General features: G+C 41.3%; 16 protein-coding genes. 4 read left to right on the forward strand and 12 right to left on the reverse strand.

Features of this window, described 5'->3' with window-relative positions; genetic code table 11:
* Nucleotides 1-193 precede the first annotated feature (193 nt).
* Nucleotides 194-622: a GNAT family N-acetyltransferase gene (locus ACH30E_RS14095; RefSeq protein ID WP_294990118.1), complete on the forward strand. Its 429-nt coding sequence runs from the start codon at nucleotides 194-196 to the stop codon at nucleotides 620-622.
* A gap of 85 nt (nucleotides 623-707) precedes the next feature.
* On the opposite strand, the gene ACH30E_RS14100 is transcribed toward ACH30E_RS14095, so the two are convergent.
* Nucleotides 708-1,184 (reverse strand): YcxB family protein, encoded by a 477-nt coding sequence (locus tag ACH30E_RS14100; RefSeq protein ID WP_490825304.1) that lies wholly within the window; start codon nucleotides 1,182-1,184, stop codon nucleotides 708-710.
* Between the two features lie 145 nt (nucleotides 1,185-1,329).
* On the opposite strand from ACH30E_RS14100, the gene ACH30E_RS14105 reads away from it, so the two are divergent.
* The 3 genes from ACH30E_RS14105 to ACH30E_RS14115 all read left to right on the forward strand — a co-directional run bounded on the left by ACH30E_RS14105 (nucleotide 1,330) and on the right by ACH30E_RS14115 (nucleotide 2,894).
* Nucleotides 1,330-1,545, forward strand: a complete 216-nt coding sequence (locus ACH30E_RS14105; RefSeq protein ID WP_490825303.1) for a hypothetical protein — start codon at nucleotides 1,330-1,332, stop codon at nucleotides 1,543-1,545.
* A 96-nt stretch (nucleotides 1,546-1,641) separates the two neighbouring features.
* Nucleotides 1,642-1,962, forward strand: a complete 321-nt coding sequence (locus ACH30E_RS14110) for an EF-Tu C-terminal domain-related protein (RefSeq protein ID WP_490825302.1) — start codon at nucleotides 1,642-1,644, stop codon at nucleotides 1,960-1,962.
* A gap of 80 nt (nucleotides 1,963-2,042) precedes the next feature.
* Nucleotides 2,043-2,894, forward strand: coding sequence for a hypothetical protein (locus ACH30E_RS14115; protein ID WP_490825301.1), 852 nt, complete (start codon nucleotides 2,043-2,045; stop codon nucleotides 2,892-2,894).
* Between the two features lie 61 nt (nucleotides 2,895-2,955).
* On the opposite strand, the gene ACH30E_RS14120 is transcribed toward ACH30E_RS14115, so the two are convergent.
* The 11 genes from ACH30E_RS14120 to ACH30E_RS14170 all read right to left on the reverse strand — a co-directional run bounded on the left by ACH30E_RS14120 (nucleotide 2,956) and on the right by ACH30E_RS14170 (nucleotide 18,041).
* Entirely contained in the window at nucleotides 2,956-4,260 is a 1,305-nt protein-coding gene (locus ACH30E_RS14120; RefSeq protein WP_490825300.1) for an MFS transporter, read from the reverse strand.
* A 2-nt stretch (nucleotides 4,261-4,262) separates the two neighbouring features.
* Nucleotides 4,263-4,922: a bifunctional 4-hydroxy-2-oxoglutarate aldolase/2-dehydro-3-deoxy-phosphogluconate aldolase gene (locus ACH30E_RS14125; protein ID WP_490825299.1), complete on the reverse strand. Its 660-nt coding sequence runs from the start codon at nucleotides 4,920-4,922 to the stop codon at nucleotides 4,263-4,265.
* The gene (locus ACH30E_RS14130) at nucleotides 4,915-5,922 is read right to left on the reverse strand and encodes a PfkB family carbohydrate kinase (protein WP_490825298.1); all 1,008 of its coding nucleotides are present in this window, start codon (nucleotides 5,920-5,922) and stop codon (nucleotides 4,915-4,917) included. Before ACH30E_RS14130 ends, ACH30E_RS14125 begins: the two co-directional genes overlap by 8 nt.
* Nucleotides 5,923-5,932: 10 nt before the next feature.
* A complete protein-coding gene (gene kduI, locus ACH30E_RS14135; protein ID WP_490825297.1) occupies nucleotides 5,933-6,763 on the reverse strand; it encodes a 5-dehydro-4-deoxy-D-glucuronate isomerase in 831 nt (276 codons plus the stop codon).
* 127 nt (nucleotides 6,764-6,890) lie between these two features.
* Nucleotides 6,891-7,652 carry an SDR family NAD(P)-dependent oxidoreductase gene (locus tag ACH30E_RS14140; RefSeq protein ID WP_490825296.1) on the reverse strand — a complete coding sequence of 254 codons (762 nt, stop codon included), beginning with the start codon at nucleotides 7,650-7,652 and terminating at the stop codon, nucleotides 6,891-6,893.
* Nucleotide 7,653: 1 nt separating this feature from the next.
* Nucleotides 7,654-9,279 carry an NADP-dependent glyceraldehyde-3-phosphate dehydrogenase gene (locus tag ACH30E_RS14145; protein ID WP_490825295.1) on the reverse strand — a complete coding sequence of 542 codons (1,626 nt, stop codon included), beginning with the start codon at nucleotides 9,277-9,279 and terminating at the stop codon, nucleotides 7,654-7,656.
* Between the two features lie 113 nt (nucleotides 9,280-9,392).
* A complete protein-coding gene (uxaC, locus tag ACH30E_RS14150; RefSeq protein ID WP_490825294.1) occupies nucleotides 9,393-10,817 on the reverse strand; it encodes a glucuronate isomerase in 1,425 nt (474 codons plus the stop codon).
* A gap of 25 nt (nucleotides 10,818-10,842) precedes the next feature.
* Nucleotides 10,843-12,501, reverse strand: coding sequence for a UxaA family hydrolase (locus ACH30E_RS14155; protein ID WP_490825293.1), 1,659 nt, complete (start codon nucleotides 12,499-12,501; stop codon nucleotides 10,843-10,845).
* Nucleotides 12,498-13,994 (reverse strand): tagaturonate reductase, encoded by a 1,497-nt coding sequence (locus ACH30E_RS14160; RefSeq protein WP_490825292.1) that lies wholly within the window; start codon nucleotides 13,992-13,994, stop codon nucleotides 12,498-12,500. The genes ACH30E_RS14155 and ACH30E_RS14160 overlap by 4 nt, the downstream gene beginning before the upstream one ends.
* A gap of 37 nt (nucleotides 13,995-14,031) precedes the next feature.
* Nucleotides 14,032-16,125 (reverse strand): pectate lyase, encoded by a 2,094-nt coding sequence (gene pelA, locus ACH30E_RS14165; protein WP_490825291.1) that lies wholly within the window; start codon nucleotides 16,123-16,125, stop codon nucleotides 14,032-14,034.
* A 2-nt stretch (nucleotides 16,126-16,127) separates the two neighbouring features.
* On the reverse strand, nucleotides 16,128-18,041 hold the full coding sequence (locus ACH30E_RS14170; RefSeq protein ID WP_490825290.1) for a glycoside hydrolase family 88 protein: 1,914 nt from the start codon (nucleotides 18,039-18,041) through the stop codon (nucleotides 16,128-16,130).

The raw sequence follows: 18,041 nt of genomic DNA on the forward strand, positions 1-18,041 counted from the left end.
CCTAAAACACCCGGTTTTCGTCTTCCGGTCATCGGACTCCCTGACTTTCGGACTTTCATACTCCCTCTCAAATCATATACATAACTCCAACCCTCACCCCAAAACACCCCATTCCCATCTCCCGGACTCCCCGACTTTCGGTCTTTCGGACACTATCTCAAATATTAAAAATGATTCCTATCTTGTACGTCTTATGGCATTAAAACTCATTGATCACGGCAGTAAAGAGTACCAGCAAATGGTTGAATTACGCTACCAGATATTGCGTAAACCCCTGGGACTCAGTTTTACCATGGAAGATTTGGCCAAAGAAACCAATGATATCCTGATAGGCTGTTTCGACGAAGAAAAGCTGGAAGGATGCTGTATGCTCACGGAAGACGGCCCTCAAACAGTTCGCCTAAGACAAATGGCTGTTTATGCCGGACTACAAGGAAAAGGGATTGGAAGGGTATTGATGATGTTTGCCGAAAACATCGCCCGCGACCGCGGCTACAAGCGCCTCACCATGCACGCCCGCGCATCTGCCGTTGGTTTCTACGAAAAACAAGGCTATAAAATCTGCAGCGACGAATTCCAGGAAGTAACCATTCCGCATTATGTAATGGAAAAAAGCTTGTAGAACAGAAGAACCGAGGAATGTCCAATATCCAACGTCGAAGTAAATCCTTGGAAATTGGATATTGGACATTCCTCTGTTCTTCTGTTTACTTATCGCCAATCTTCGTCTTCAGCAGTCCTCTCAAATCGTGGCGGAACTCGTCGCCCATGGGTTCTTTGGGGATCAGGAAGAAGGATTTACTATCGAAATAGAGGTGAAAAAAATGCGGACTCTCAAAATAACGGACAAATTTTGTCCACTCCCAGTCTACATACCCACGCTCATTTTCCAGTCTAATGGCCGATTCATTGAAATCAATTATAAAACTTTCTTTGAATGTACTCGCTTTCCGATAAATATTATTGGGTAGAAAATACCAGAAGGATGACATGAGCATGATCCAGATAAATGACCCAAGCAGAAATGGTTCTGGCCTTATTTTCTTCATATAAAAAAGCACCGCCGCCGCAATAGCAAATACATTCACCAGTATCATTAAAATCCTGATTTCAGGTTTCTGTACAAAGTGATAACGGAGGGCCTGTATTACTTTTCGTTTGTCGTAGGAGAAGCTTAACTGCATAAAGCAAAGATAATGAGTGATGGCTGATGTCTGATCGCTGATGTCGGATTTATTGTCATGGGGCTTTGGAAAAAATCAGGTATAAATACGTTCATAAAGCATGATATGATTATGCATATTGCCCGATTAATTTTTAATCTGGTTTATGATTTTATATCGTGCAGTTTCTGATGCCGAACAAGAAGATATACAATTACATAACTGTTTCCGTACCCAAATTAATACGCTTGAGGCGAAGCAATTCTTTTGTAATGAAGTTGCTGTAAGGGAATATGTAGTAGCAAGTATTAAGCGGAATTTTGTACCTCCATATACCGATATATTAACCGTATCGGTTGATGATCAGTTTTTTTACAGGTAACACATATTCGGCAGGAATTAGATGGTCATGACGCTATAAATATCGACCAGCAACATTTAAACTGTTTCAACAAATTTATTACCTTTATTCAACCAAATGATATCAAGGACAGCCTATAATATTAAAGCAAAAATTTCTCTTCTTCCCACTAGTTTGGGTGGAAGACAAAACCCTGCTGCTACAGGTTACAGACCTGCCTTGGCATTTAATACTACGCAATATTTTTGTGGTGAAATAGAACTGCTGGATCAGGCACAATTAAACCCTGGTGATTCCGGCACCGTATTTATCCGCTTAATTCCCGCCAAACATATTCGCAAGAATCTTAAGTCCAATGATGCTTTCACCCTGAACGAAGGAAGCAAAGCCATTGGATCAGGAATTATTTTGAGTGCAGAGAAAGTGAGTTGTGAATAGTCAATAGTGAGTAGTGAGTAAAAATTGATTTGAATTTTTACTCACGCATATTCCTCGCCAACACTAATTAAAGTTCATTTATGAGTGATTTTAAAAAAACAACGCTTTTACAGAAATATACCATTTTACAAGCTACGCTTGATTATATGATTAAACATCATAGCAGTACTGTTGTCTGTGATGACGAAGACCCGGTAATGGAAATGTTCCAACGGGAAAAAATACAGGCTGAAAAAGATTATCAGGAAAAGAACGCTTCCAAACTAAAATACCAGCTTGACCGTTGGCTGAGGATGCTGGAAAGAAAGATGGATTTGAATTATGCCGCTTTTATTAAAGAGCAAACAGGATTTACAAAAGACTTATTTGAAAACATAAGAACACTTGCTGAATCATTCAACAATAAGACGGAGCTAAACAGCCAGCAAGATCTATATGATTGCAACAGTCTGATGCAGTATTATGAAAAAACAAATACCAATACTGGGGAAAAAAAGAGACTGGAACAATTAAGTCAAGACTATGTTGAAAAAAACTTTCCGCCTCATACGTACGAGGATTTAAGTCATTATAGTACTGAAATATCTAGAGTTCAAAATGATGATAACTCTGTAACAGTAACCTATATGTCAACGGTTGGCGGACCAATACCCAAAGACTTTAAATCCTGGACAGTTGCATCTCCGGATCACCATAAGCAACTGCTTGTCCAACAAGAAACATTCGCTAAAACTGCTACTACATCAGTGCAGATTTATACTAAAGAATATCTAACTCCTATTTATTCAATTGAAGGCATTCATAATATAAACGTTAGCTGGAAAGACGATTCAACGATTCTCCTACAAACCAAAAATGAATACCGCCCTACATTAGCCGTCAAGAAAGTATCCTATCCCACAGAAACAATCTATATAGAATACCTGACCTGACAGCGCTCGCCACTCACTGTCCATAGACCATGGACTATGGTCTATGGTCTATGGACTACAACTAAATCTCCACCATCTCCCTTCTCTTTCCAATCAACGCATTCATTACCAGCCAGCCAGCCAGGTATGCGAAACCACAGATGAAGAACATGATATAGTAGGCCACTTCAATTTTATCAATGCTGCGGTAGTAAACAAACATATTTTTCTGCACCAGTAAGGAAAGTAAGATTCCTCCCAGTGATCCGAACATACCACCGATTCCTGTAACAGATGCGATGGCTTTTTTGGGGAATGAATCACTTACAGTTGTAAATATGTTGGCACTCCATGCCTGATGCGCAGCGGCTGCTAAGCCAATGATCAATACTGCAAGCCACATATTAATACTTCCCAACACCTGCGCAAACACAATAGGTAATACGCATAATGCATAGATCAACATAGACGTTTTTCTGGCTTTGAAGACCGTCCAATTTTTCTTTATCAGCCATAAAGGAACCCATCCACCCAATATACTTCCTAATGTAGAAATGGTATATACTAATGCAACAGGAACAGCTATTTGTGTTGTAGTTAACTGATATTGCCCCTGAAGGAAATCTGGTAACCAGAAAAGATAAAACCACCAGATAGGGTCTGTCAACAATTTACCGATAGCAAAAGCCCATGTTTGTCTGAAGCCCAATAATTTAAACCAAGATACTTTCTCAACAGGCCCTTCTTCTGTTGCCACCGTGGCATCATCATCACTATGTATATAATCGTATTCTGCTTTAGATAATTTTTTATGCTTGCGTGGTACTTCATATAATAGGAACCAGAAGATCAGCCAGATAAAACCAATCAAACCAGTTAAGATAAATGCCCATTTCCATCCCCACTCAGCCGCAATAAAAGGTACGGTTAATGGAGCAATGATGGCTCCGAAATTGGCACCTGAGTTAAATATACCAGTTGCCAATGCTCTTTCTTTTTTGGGGAACCATTCTGCTACACTCTTGATAGCTGCCGGAAAATTACCGGCTTCTGTTACACCAAGGAATGAGCGCACCACTGCAAAACTTAATACGCTTGAAGCAAAAGCATGACACACAGCAGCCAGGCTCCATAAACCTGTTGCCAATGCATACCCCAGTTTAGTACCCAGTTTATCGATCAGACGACCTGCCCCCAACATACCGAATGCATAAAATAGTTTGAACGCTATTTCAATATTGGCATAATCAGCATCGTTCCAGTTCAGTTCAGCAGACAAAGTCGACTTTAATAAACTGATTACCTGTCTGTCGAGGTAGTTAATCGTAGTAGCAAAAAAGATGAGTGAACATATCGTCCACCTGTATTTTCCTATGGCTGCATTCATGATTATCGTTTAATGCGTTGAATGATATCGAGTACTTTTTTCGTTTGATCGTTGATTGTGGCGTAATCTTTTTCTTCAAGCAGTTGTTTGGTAATAAGCTTACTGCCCATGCCCACTGCTTTTACCCCTGCACTAAACCATGCCTGAATATTATTCTCATCGAGCTCAACGCCTCCGGTTGGCATAAAGGCAATACCAGGAAACAATTCTTTAATAGCCGACACAAAACCCGGACCCAGCAAATTGCCCGGGAATAATTTGATGAACTTTGCGCCAAGCTGTTCTGCCATCATTATTTCAGTAGATGTCATACAACCCGGTACCCATATTTTACCTGCCTTATGTACATATTCAGCAACAGCAGGAATCATACCCGGACAAATAATAAAATCGGCCCCTGCATCTATAAAACTTTGGGCATCCTGTATGGTTTTGATGGTACCGATACCCAATAACATATCTGGCATTACGCTTGCCCTTTGTGCAAGCAGGTATTTAAAATTGTCTAGCGCATGCTCTCCTCTATTGGTATATTCTATCACCCTAACCCCTGCATCATAAAGTGCTTTTGCCACCTGTAGCGACACTTCACTATCTGGATGGTAATACAAGGGCAACATTCCCTGCGTAGTAATTGATTGTATGATTTGTTGATTACTCATTGCTTGCAATAATGTTTTGAATATGACTTACAGAATTGGAAGTTGTATCACCCTTTTCCTGCAATTTTCCAAAAGCCGCTGCTGCGGCATAGTTTATCGTTTCTACTGCTGAATAATTACTTAATGCAGCGTGAATTAAGCCCGCCATAAAACAATCTCCACTACCTACTTTATCTATTACAGTAGCTGTGCGGAAAGTTTTTGAGCGAACTTGTGTCAGGGCGTCGTTCAAGATAGCGAAATACCTGATACCAACTCCTTCATCGAAGCGAAAAGTGTTGGCTACTTTTTTACAGGCTGGATATTGCTGCATGATTGCGCCAGCCGTTTTTGCCGCATGAGCTTGATAATCTTCGGCATCAATAAGGCTTTGGTCCAATTCAATCCCCAATAAAGTATTAGCAGCCCAAATATTGCCCATTACCAGGTTACAATAAGGCAATAATGTTTTCATTACTTCAGCCGGCTGTTTACCATATTTCCACAGCAAAGCCCTGTAATTCAGATCAACAGAAATGGTAATGCCTTTGGCGCTGGCAGCTTTCAGCACTTCCAGACAAAGTTCTGCAGCAGATGCGCTTACTGCCGGGGCAATAGCACTAAAATGAAACCATTGTACATCTGAGAGTACTTCATCCCAATCAACCACTCCGGTAGACAACGTAGCAAATGAAGAACCTGCACGATCGAAAACCGTACCTGCATTTTTCATGTCTGTTCCCTGTTGCAGAAAATAAAGTCCGATTCTATTTCCCGAATAATGAACAGAAGAGGTATCGATCTTTTTCTTACCCAGGTAACCAGCAATATCTTTCGATAAAGCATTATCGGGCATTGCCGTAAAATATTTCACCGGATGCCCCCAAACGGCCAATGCAGTAGCTGCATTCAATTCGGCTCCGCCCATAAAAACAGGAAGCTGGTTTTGTTCCAGCCACTGTCCGTTTGCAGCGGGCGATAAACGCAGTAATATTTCACCAAAACAGAGTACTTTCTTCATAGAAGTTTGCTTACCTGATTTCTGCTATTGCTACAGGATCCATATCCGTAAATGTATAATTCTCACCTGCCATTCCCCAAATAAATCCATAATTGGATGAACCAGCCCCGAAATGCATCGACCAGGGCGGCGAAATCACTGCTTCGTGGTTGGCCATCAGGATATGTCTGGTTTCTGTTGGCTGTCCCATAAAATGAAATACCCTGTGTTGCTCCGGCACATCAAAATAGAAATACACTTCCATTCTTCTGGTATGTGTATGTGGTGGCACCGAGTTCCAAACACTACCATGATTCAGCACGGTAAGTCCCATCACAAGTTGACAACTCTGTATACCATCCTGGTGAATGTATTTATAAATGGTGCGTTCATTGGATGTAGCAATATCTCCCAGGTTCACCGGAGAAGCCTCGTCTTTTGTCATACCCCTGTTTGGGTATGTATGGTGTGCCGGTGCCGACAATAAAAAGAATATGGCGGGTGAATTACCATCTGCACTTGTGAAACTTACTTCTTTTGTGCCCTTACCCAGATAAAGTGCATCCAGTTTATTCAATTCATACTTAACTCCATCTGCCACTACTACCCCAGCTTCACCAGTATTAATGATTCCCAGCTCTCTTCTCTCCAAAAAATATTCCGCACGCAGTTCTGCTTCATTATGAAGCACCACCGTCTTGTGTACAGGCTTTACACCTCCAATAATCACGCGGTCGTAATGCGAATAAACCAACTTAAGTTGATCATCCTTCATCAACTCCCCTACATGAAAGTTTTCCCTCAGCGAAGCAGTATCCATACCCTTCACCTCATTCGGACTGTTTTGAAATCGTATCTCCATATTATGTGAATTGTCAATTGTGAATTGTGAATAGTGAGTAGTGAATAAAATACATCTCAAATCCGACATCAGACATCAGACATCAGCCATCAAAATCTGATATCTGCGATCTGCCATCTACCATCTACTACCGTCCCATCCATCCCCCATCTACTGTTATGATTGTTCCGTTTACATAGTCTGATGCTTTTGATGCCAGAAATACAACGGGGCCTTTGAAATCTTCCGGTTGTCCCCATCTTCCTGCAGGAATACGGGAAAGAATCGCAGCATTTCTTTCCGCATCTTCTCTTAAGGCCATTGTATTATCTGTTGCAATATATCCGGGTGCAATACCATTTACCTGTATGCCTTTACCAGCCCATTCATTTGCCAGTGCTTTAATCAGGCTGCTTAATGCTCCTTTGCTTGCGGCATAACCCGGCACATTAATTCCTCCCTGAAAACTCAGCAGCGAACAGGTAAAGATAATTTTACCAGACCCTCTTTGCAACATACTGCTGCCTATTTCACGGGCAAGGATAAAAGGAGCGTCGAGGTTAATAGACATCACTTTATCCCAGTATTCATCCGGATGCTCAGCAGCAGGCTTGCGCATGATGGTGCCAGCATTGTTGATGAGTATGTCGATTACTGGATGTTCCTGTTTTGCCTTTTTAAGAAAAGCATAAATACTACCCCTGTCTGAAAGATCGGCCTGATAAGCAAAAAATTGACGTCCCAATGCTTTCACTTCCAGTTCAATCGCACTACCACTTAATTCCAATGATCCTGATACACCAATAATATCAGCACCTGCTTCCGCTAGTCCAAGTGCCATGCCTTTACCTATTCCTTTATTGCACCCTGTAACCAATGCGATTTTACCTGTTAAATCAAATGCCTGCATATCAGAATATATATTTTGTACTTAAAAAATTAGATTCGTGTGTATGCACTATCTCATTTATCAGGTGCCTGTTTGCATCCGTTAGTTTAGCAGCTACCAGTGATCGAATTGAAAATGCCCTTAATGCATCTACTACAGACAATGTGCCCTCTGCACTATCTTTTCTTCCGGTAAAAGGAAACACGTCTGGTCCACGCTGGCACTGACAATTAATATTTACCCTACTCACCTGGTTCACCAGTGGATCAATCAATGATGCAAGTTCTGTTGTGTCATTACTAAATAAACTTACCTGCTGACCATGTGTTGAATCGATCAGGTATTGAATGGGTTCATCAATATCTTTAAAAGGAATAACTGGTATCAACGGACCAAACTGTTCTTCCCTGTATAATTTCATTTTTTCATTTACAGGATATAATACAGCCGGATAAACAAAAGACTCATACTGTTTACCGCCATTTTCATTCATGATGGCCGCGCCATGCTGAATCGCATCGTCGATACAAGACTGGAGATAAGCAGGTTTATGTGGCTCTGGCAATGGTGTTAACATTACACCACTTTCCCAGGGCATACCAAACTTTAGTTTACCTACCGCTTCGCTGAGCATGCTGGTGAACTGCGCTGCAAGACTTTCATGTACAAAAACAATTTTCAAAGCTGTGCAACGCTGACCGTTGAAGCTAAGGCTACCTAACACCGTTTCCTGCACTGCCAATTCAAGGTCAGCATGCTTGGTAATCACGGCTGCGTTTTTTGCATCGAGACCCAGTATTGCCCTTAGACGGTTTACTTTGGGGTGAAGTTTTTTTAATTCATTGGCTACTTTACTTGAGCCGATTAAAGTAAGCACATTGATTTTTCCTGATTGCATCAAACCAGGTACAATTGTATTACCTCTTCCATAAATGGTATTTACTACTCCTTTGGGAAAACAACTTTTAAATGCTTCAAGTAATGGATAGTGTAATAAGGTACCGTGCTTTGGAGGTTTAAACAATAAGGTATTCCCCATGATTATAGCAGGAATGAGGGTAGTGAAGGTTTCATTCAACGGATAATTGAATGGACCCATACATAATACCACCCCTAATGGTGAACGTCTGATCTGTGCAGCAATTCCCTGCTCTATCGTAAAACGTGAAGAATCGCGGTCGAGTTCTTTTAATGCATCAATGGTTGCATAAATGTATTCCACCGTGCGGTCAAATTCTTTTACAGAATCGCCCCATGATTTACCAATTTCCCACATGATCAGTTTAACCACGATATCTTTTTGCTCGAGCATTTTTTCAATAAACTGCTCCACGCAGGCAATTCTTTGGGCCACACTCATTGTGGGCCATTGACCACGGCCATTATCATAGGCACGAACAGCGGCTTCAAGTGCTTCATTGGCTTCCTTTTCAGTACACACAGGGTAGGTGCCAATCAGTTTACGTTTTAAGCCTTCTGGTGTTTGAATACAAATAGGAGAATATACTTCATGTACATTTCCGTTCCATGTTTTCATGGTACCATCCGACAAATATTCGCGTTGGTGTATTTCACCGGGCAACAGGTATTGCGCTGGTATGTCTTTTTCTTCGACGAAGAGTTGATTGAGTTTTGTTTGAAAATCCATTCGATTGTTGCTTGCTTTAAAAAAAATAATTTCAGTGTATCTCTGTGGTTTCAGTGGCAATTAAAAAATTAGTATTGCCACTGAAGACACAGAAGAGCACTGAAGGTTTGTGCTTAGAGGGCTTGGGGGGTTATACCCTGCCAGCCAAAATATTGTTGTGCGTTACGGTAACAGATATCTTTAATAATCTTCCCCATCCATTCCATATCAGCCGGTAATTCTCCTTTTTCAATTTCTTCTCCAAATAAATTACAGAGCAGTCTGCGGAAATATTCATGACGAGGGAACGACAGAAAGCTACGTGAGTCTGTGAGCATGCCGACAAAGCGACTCAGTAATCCCATATTAGACAAGGCATTCATTTGCTTGATCATACCATCTTTCTGATCGAGGAACCACCATGCTGCACCAAACTGTATTTTACCGGCAGCAGAACCATCATTAAAATTACCGATCATGGTTGCCATCAGTTCATTGTCTGCAGGGTTTAGGTTATAGATGATGGTCTTGGTCAGTTTATTATCGCTATCCAGTTTATTCAGGAATGCAGCGAGGGGTCTTCCTTGCGCGAAATCACCTATTGAATCCCATCCTGTATCTGGACCAAGCTGATGCAACATGCGGGAATTGTTGTTGCGCAAAGCACCCAGGTGAAACTGCTGAACCCATCCTTTCTCCCAGTCCCACTCAGCAAAATGTACCAGCATAGCTGATTTGAATTTGCGTTGCTCAGATTCATTCAGTTGTTTTCCGGCATGTATTTTATTGAAGATGCTGTTGATTTCGGAACCGGTAAAATCTTCAGCATAAATTTCTTCCAGTCCGTGGTCGGATACGGAGCATCCGGCGGCGGCAAAAAAATCATGCCTGTTTTGTAAAGCATAGAGGAAATCATCAAAAGAAGAAACGGAGATACCAGTAACGGCTTCCAGTTGAGTGATATAATTATTGAACTTTACCGCATCAGTTACATTCATCGCCTGATCAGGACGAAATGCAGGCAGGATAGGCACTTCAAAACCATCCGATTTTATTTTTGCATGGTATTCAAGTGAATCAACAGGATCATCGGTGGTACAAACCAGTGCAACATTCATCTTACGCAACAGGTTTCTAACCGTATAATCATCAGCCTGCAACATTTCCGTGCACTTATCAAAGATTGCATCGGCAGATTTTTCATTCAATATTTCATTCACCCCGAAATATCGTTGCAGTTCAAGATGTGTCCAATGGTATAGCGGATTGCGCAGGGTATAAGGAACCGTGCCTGCCCACTGTTTAAACTTATCCCTGTCGCTGGCATCACCTGTACAGTATTTTTCTTCAACACCATTCGTACGCATAGCGCGCCATTTATAGTGGTCGCCATATAACCATACTTCGGTTAAGCTTTTAAACTTCTTGTCTTCAGCTATCTGTTGTGGAGAAAGGTGACAATGGTAATCGATAATCGGCATTCCTTTGGCATAGCCATGGTACAATTCCTGCGCTGTTTTATTATTCAGCAAAAAATTTTCGTCTAAAAACTGTTTCATAAGCTGTTTTACTTATTGTTGATGATCAGAGGCTAACACCTCGTTTCCATGGTATAAAATCGTCTTGTCCGTTTCGTACGGCACTAACTTTAATCCTTCCACTGGCAACTTCAATCACATAATTCAATATCCTTTCTCCTGCTTCTTCTATTGTTTCTTTTCCTTCAATAATAGATCCCGTGTTGATATCAATGATATCTTCCATCCGCTCATACAAAGCTGTATTGCTGGATAACTTAACAACTGGCGCAATCGGGTTACCTGTCGGTGTTCCTAATCCGGTGGTAAATAAAACCACAGTAGCTCCTGAACCAACTTCTGCAGTGGTAGACTCAACATCATTGCCTGGTGTACAGAGCAGGTTTAATCCGGATTGGGTCACTTTTTCCGGATAGTCTAACACATCTACTACGGGAGATGTGCCACCTTTTTTCGCAGCTCCTGCAGATTTTATGGCGTCGGTAATCAGTCCATCTTTTATATTACCGGGAGATGGGTTCATATAAAATCCACTGCCCGCTTCTTCTGCTTTTTGATTATAATGCTGCATAAGCTGCATAAATCTTCCGGCTTTGTTTTCATCGACACAACGATCACTGAGTTCCTGTTCTACACCACATAATTCAGGAAATTCAGACAAAATAACACTGCCGCCCAATGCTACCAAAAGATCTGATGTGTATCCGATAGCAGGATTGGCAGATATTCCTGAAAACCCGTCTGATCCTCCACATTCCAAACCTATACAAAGTTTGCTAAGTGGCGTGGGCTTTCTGCTGTTTTTATTTGCTTCCACCAATCCGGCAAATGTTTGCTTAATTGCAGTTGATACCAGTTTGGTTTCTGTTCCCAGCTTTTGCTGCTCCAGAATATATAATGGTTTCTGAAAATTTTTATCGCGCTTGTTGATTTCTTCCTGCAGCATTGCTACCTGGGCATTCTGGCAACCAAGGCTCAATATGGTCGCGCCAGCTACATTCGGATGGGTAATATATCCTGCCAATAATCCGCACAGGGTTTGTGCATCCTGTCTTATTCCACCACAACCACCGTCGTGTGTTAAAAATTTAATGCCATCTACATTAGGAAACAAAGGGTTGTTAGTATTGGGTGTTTCCGCTTCAACAAAATCTGTTTCCAGGATCGCATCTGCGGCTGCTCCTGACTGGTATAAACGAGTCAGGTGTTTGGTGAACTGGTGGTATTTTTTTACCCGTGCATAACCAAGTTCTTCCAGCAGGGCTTCGCGAATTACTTCTATGTTTCTGTTTTCGCAGAATACCAATGGTATCACCAGCCAGTAATTTGCTGTACCAACAGAGCCGTCAGCCCGATGGTATCCATCGAAAGTTTTTTGCTGCCAACTGCTGATATCTGGGATATGCCAGGCAGTTCTTCTTTCATGAAGGCTATAAGTACCTGATGCGTGGGTAATATTTTCGGTACTGATACGCACACCAACTGGCAAGTCTATTTTTGCTTTTCCTACTAATACACCATACATGGTAATGGCAGCGCCAGCTTCAATCTGTTCTGTGGTAAACTTATGTTTTGCCGGAATAGGTTCCGCTAATATGTAAGATTGTCCATCCCAAACCACTGCTTCACCAACAGCCAGATCCTGTAAGGCTACCAATACATTATCTGCCGGATGTACTTTAATTATTTTTCTCACTTCACTCATGCAACGGATTTTTGACTATTCACTGATTTCCATATATCCAATGGACTCTGCGTTTCCAATTGAAGATAATGTTCGGTAACTGCTGATACAAAATCTTTATACTGTGTTAGATCAGTTCCCCAAATGGAGGTATCGGCTAAAATTAAACGAATGGTTTCAGCATCAGTTAATTGTTCTGACCAATAGGCATAAATAACGCTCATCTTATCATCGTTCAATACCAACCCATGTTCATTTACAAATGATTTACCATCTGCAGCAAGCTTAGGTTTCATGAATTGCAGGTATGCTGCAAAGCCAAGTGCCATTGTTGAATTTGTTGTATCTCCTTGTTTATATCTTGCTTCAATCAGTGGCACATTTCGCAGGGCCATTTTTGAAGTATATTGTACGGCTATATGATGCCACTGGTGGTCTATAAAAGGATTACGGAAGCGGTCAATTACCTGTTTTGCAAATGCTTCAGCATCTGTTTTACTGATATCATTTTTTGCAATAAGTGGTGCTATTTCTTCCATCATGATGGTCGTGATGAAGCTTACAAAACTTTGATCTTGCATAGCATCTTTTACCAAGCGGAATCCTGCAAGACAGGCAAAGCCACAAGTAAAAGTATGGGTGCCATTCAGTAAACGCAATTTGAGTTCCCTAAACCGGTTAATATCTTTTGCAAGTATAACACCTTCATCAGCCATAGCGAATGAAAGTATTTGCCTTGTTCTTTCCTGATCCGTTTCAATGGCCCATAAGCGATAGGTTTCAGACATGATCATCAATTCATCCATGCAACCTAATTGCTGTTCTGCAATTGCGTGATCTTTTTCCGCGGGCTTTCCGGGAACGATCCTGTCGACAAGTGAACTGCAAAAATCATTTGCTGCATGCAACCAATAGATAAATTCGTCTGATAACCCTTTCAGTCTGGCCAACTCCGTAACAATGGCTTTTAGTTTTGCGCCATTATCTGTAATAAGTTCTGTTGGAACAATGACCATTCCTGCCTCTGTTGCCCCTTTGAAATATTCATATCGTTTTAAAAGAAAAGCGAGCAATTTGCCTGGGAAAGAAGCAGGTATCGCTGCTTTAGCATCGCTGGTAACCAACGTTATGCCTACTTCAGTAGTATTGGAAATAATCAGTTGCATTTCAGGATTAGCTGCACAGGTAAGTATTTCTTCCCATTGACTATTCGCAGATAATACCCGACTGATAGATGCATTAACGATGAGCTTTTCTGTTTTAACGCCTGCTTCGTATCCCCGCTCTAATAGCGTATACAATCCATCCTGTGCATCGAATGCATCTGTGCCTCCTCTGTCTGTAGATTTTACCACGACAATTCTTCCATTAAAAATTCCCTGCTTGTTTGCCTTGTCGATAAAATAATCTGGTAAGCCCCTAAGCAATACGCCCGTTCCAAACTGAAGTACCCGTTCGGGCAATTGTAACAATGACTTATCAGGACATTCAACCTGTCTCGATTGTAGATTCATCAAATTGTTTGCACTGAGTTGCATTCGCTCTATAACTTTAATTAAGGTGATTTTTTATTTTCCAGGCCGGATACTCTTTCTTTAGTATTTTTTCCGGCCAGGTACCATACCAGGCATATCCTGTTCTTCTTTCGTGTTCTATTTCTGAAACCTTATACTTTCTTACACTATCTCTTCCGGTAAAAAATGGTTTGTTGTTTGGTATCTCATAAAAGCGTGCCCATAATACTGCATTGGGAGCAGGAGTAATTACCCTGTCTTTTCCGTTGGGCATAGATGGGTCTTCAATATCCTGGTAAACATATCCTTCAATCTTCACCAACTCAAACCACTCAACAGCCGCTTTCACTGCTTTAACGATTGCATCTGTCGGGTTCGGCAACCTGATTAAAAAAGAAAGTATACCAGCAGACTCCATTCCACTCAAAGAAACTAACTCGAATTTTCGAGCCATCTCTGGCTGCAAACTGTGTTGGTTATATTGCGCGCACCAGGCAGTTGGTTTTCCGTTTTCCAGTATCTGGGTTTTGAGAATACATTCAACTCCTTTTTCTACTGCTTGTTTTGCAAGCGGAACAAAATCCTGGCTTACCAGGTTAAAATTGTTTTTTTGTTCAACGATATCCTGCAACACATTCAATACATTGACCATTGCATTATCGTTATAGGTAATCTGCCCGCGGTATAAACTTGAATCCGGATAATATTGTGGCCATCCTCCATTTTGGTATTGCGCCTTCAGGCAATAGCGTATTCCCTTCTCTGCTGCCAGCAGATAACGGGTATTACCGGTTTCTTTATATGCATTTACCAGGAATCTGATTTCTTTAGTAGTTGCACTGTTGTCGATGGTTGCGTCTTTGTGTAAAGAGTCTGCAATGATGCGTTTCTTCTCTGCTTCCGACAATCGTTTTGTATAATCCACTTTCACATTCTCCGCCGCCTTGGGCCACCCACCTACTGCCCGCTGGTATACCAACATATTTTCCGCCTGCAACAACAACGACTCCAATTGGTATGTTCCTTTATTGGTTGATGACTGTTGCTTTGATCCTTTATTCTTCGTTGTTTTTCCATTGTACTGAAAAGGCAATACCGTAAGTGGGTTCCATTTACCTGCAAAGGTCCAGGCAGGTGTTATCATTTCAGGTTTAGGTGCACCTTTGGCTTCATTAAGGTTGTCTTTATGCCAGTTGTAATCGCCCCCTTTTCTGTGTGAGTTATAAAAGTAAACACGGTGCCCCCACTGAATGATGTTCTGTGGGTTACTTGGATTAAGGTAAACTGGTGCATCGGCCATGTTCTCTGGAAAACTGCAGTTGAGTAAATAGAACTGGGCATCTCTGTGGTACCTGCCTAGCTTAAAACCATCTTCGCCCCTGAATGTACAGTTTATCAATACTGTTTTCGAGTCTTCATATTTTGAACCATCATGCCAGATGGCTGCCACATTACCATGTGCTACAAACTCGCAGTTCTCTGCCCATGCCCTTCCTCTTGGACAATAAAAATCAACCCCACCTTCCATCAAACAATCTTTGAAATAATACATACCTTCTTCGACGTTCCATGGACTAACCGTATCGCCTCCGTAAGCACGTAAAATACAGTTGCGAACAATTAGTCTGGTTGTATTAAAACTGCGTAAAGCCATCTGATGGCTCGATCTGCGTATTTGTTTGGTGATGGTACCTGTATCGGTTTTACATTCTACGTAAGTATCGTTTACCTGATCGAATCCATAACTGTTTATGATACTCAGGTTTTCAAGTACGATATCATTCCCTCTTAAATTCAAAGCCGCTACTCCCCAATCGTCTGCACTTTCACAGCGCCATACATCTCTCGATAAAGATATCTTCAGTATGGTTTTTGTTTTGTCCTCTCCGGCAAGTGTTATTTTATGTTTGGTGATAAAAACTTTCTCGGAATAGGTTCCATTCTTAATATAAATCACCCTTTGCTCTTTCGCTGTATCTGGTAAACTATTTACGGCATCCTGAATATTATTAAAATCACCTCCGCCATTTGCATCTACCACCAATACCACCTCTTGTGCCTGTAGAGAAACAGACAAGCATAGCAGCCACGATAGCCAAAACAGTTGTATTATTTTAGTTTTACCCCGCATGTTTATTTTTTAGCTTTCGCCGATTTTACTAACCATGTTGCCAGTTCTTTTGCTGCCTGATAATTATCAAAGTCGGGCGTAAGCTTTCTTCCATCAATGTATTCATTGTATAACCATGGATCTCCGATGGCAAATACTTTCCCATTACCATAAGTACTGATGGCCATAATGGTATTTCCCTTGTCGATTACCAATGATTTTGCAGGTGCCTTAATATTCAATGACGCCAATTCTTTAATAAAAAATCGTTCTGCGGTTTTAAATACCTCATTACCTTTTTCTGCTTTCACCACTCCTGTTTCAAATTCATTGTTCTTTACAGCGTTGAGGTTGTCTTTGTTAAATTGAATTCCAAAGCTTGCTGCCAGTTCATTAAAATGATCCAACTCCACATTCGCAGCATCATTTGCCATCAATACCAAAACACCACCCGCTTTTACCCAGTCGCAAATGGCTTTTATATGTTGAGGAAGAATAAAGGCTGGTTTAGCGGTTTCTTTTTCTGTATCCGGATCTACAATGATATAAACCGATGCATTTTTCAAAGCAGTTGCAGTTGGTTCAGTAAACAGATCGGTTGTAATGGCACCCTGATTTCTGAAGAGGTTACCCCATAAAGCAAAGCCGCTATTCATCCTGTCTTCCCAGGTATAATGAAAGGGTACGGTATTACCCAATTTGTTCTGTCTTGTTTCGTTATTAAAGTAACGATCTAAGACAACTGTTTTTCCTGTTCCGGGTTTTGGTTCGGTTAATGTTTCCATTTCAGTTGCTGCCAGTATAAATGCACCCAAACCTTTTGGATCATCTGTTACGATTGGCTCACTTATATAATACTTGAAACTGCCATCGCGATATGGATTACCACCCAACCCTGCAACCTGGCATACACGATTGAGGTGTGCTGTGCCATTTTCTTCGGTTATAAAAGTTTTCAGTAAACCCGCATATGCTTTTTTAACCGTGGATATTTCAGTAGCTGGTGATATACCCAGTCTGATTGCCTTAGCCATGGTATACACAAACATAGAGGAGGCGGATGCTTCAAGGTAATTACCTGGTTGGTTTGCTTTGTCTAAAATTTGCCACCACACTCCCGATTTGGTATCCTGTACTTTTTTTATTGCGGTGATATATCTTTTTAGAATTTCAACCAGTGCTTTTCTTTTAGGATGGTTCGCTGGAAAAACCTCAAGCACATCGGTTATCGCCATACCATACCATCCCATGGCCCTTCCCCAGAAATGGGGCGATTGCCCGGTTGCCTTATTGGCCCATGCCTGCTCTTTACTTTCATCCCATGCATGATATAATAATCCTGTCTTGGCATCTCTTGCATGTTGCTCCATCCAGATAAACTGGTTGGCGATATCATCAAATGCTTCCAGCTCATTAAAACGGGTTGCATATTCCGCATAAAATGGTTCTCCCATATACAATCCATCGAGCCACATTTGCCAGGGATATATTTTTTTGTGCCAGAAGCCGCCTTCTTTCGTACGGGGATGATGCTTTAGTTGCTCACGAAGCGTTACAGCTGCTTTCCTGTATTTTTCATCTTCCAGTACATCGTATAACATAAGCAGATTTCTGCCCGGTGTAATATTATCGATATTATAATCTGCCGGCTTATAGGTTCTTATTTGTCCATCTTTGTTTACAAAGAAGTCCATACTCTTTTTGATGTAGTTGAAGTAAGCACCGTTACCTGTGCGCATCCAAACTTTTTCCATTCCTTTTAGTATCAGTCCCTGGTCATAAATCCATTTCGCCGGTTGACCAGCTTTTAATGCCATACTATCAGGCCAAAGCTGCATAACTGTTGAAGCCATACGTTCAGACCATGGTTTTTGTGCACTTGTTATAAAAGGCTGAAATAAAATCAGGATCGCTATGGTACAGATGATTCTTTTCAT

This window comes from Sediminibacterium sp. FW305-C-61, from assembly GCF_058231065.1.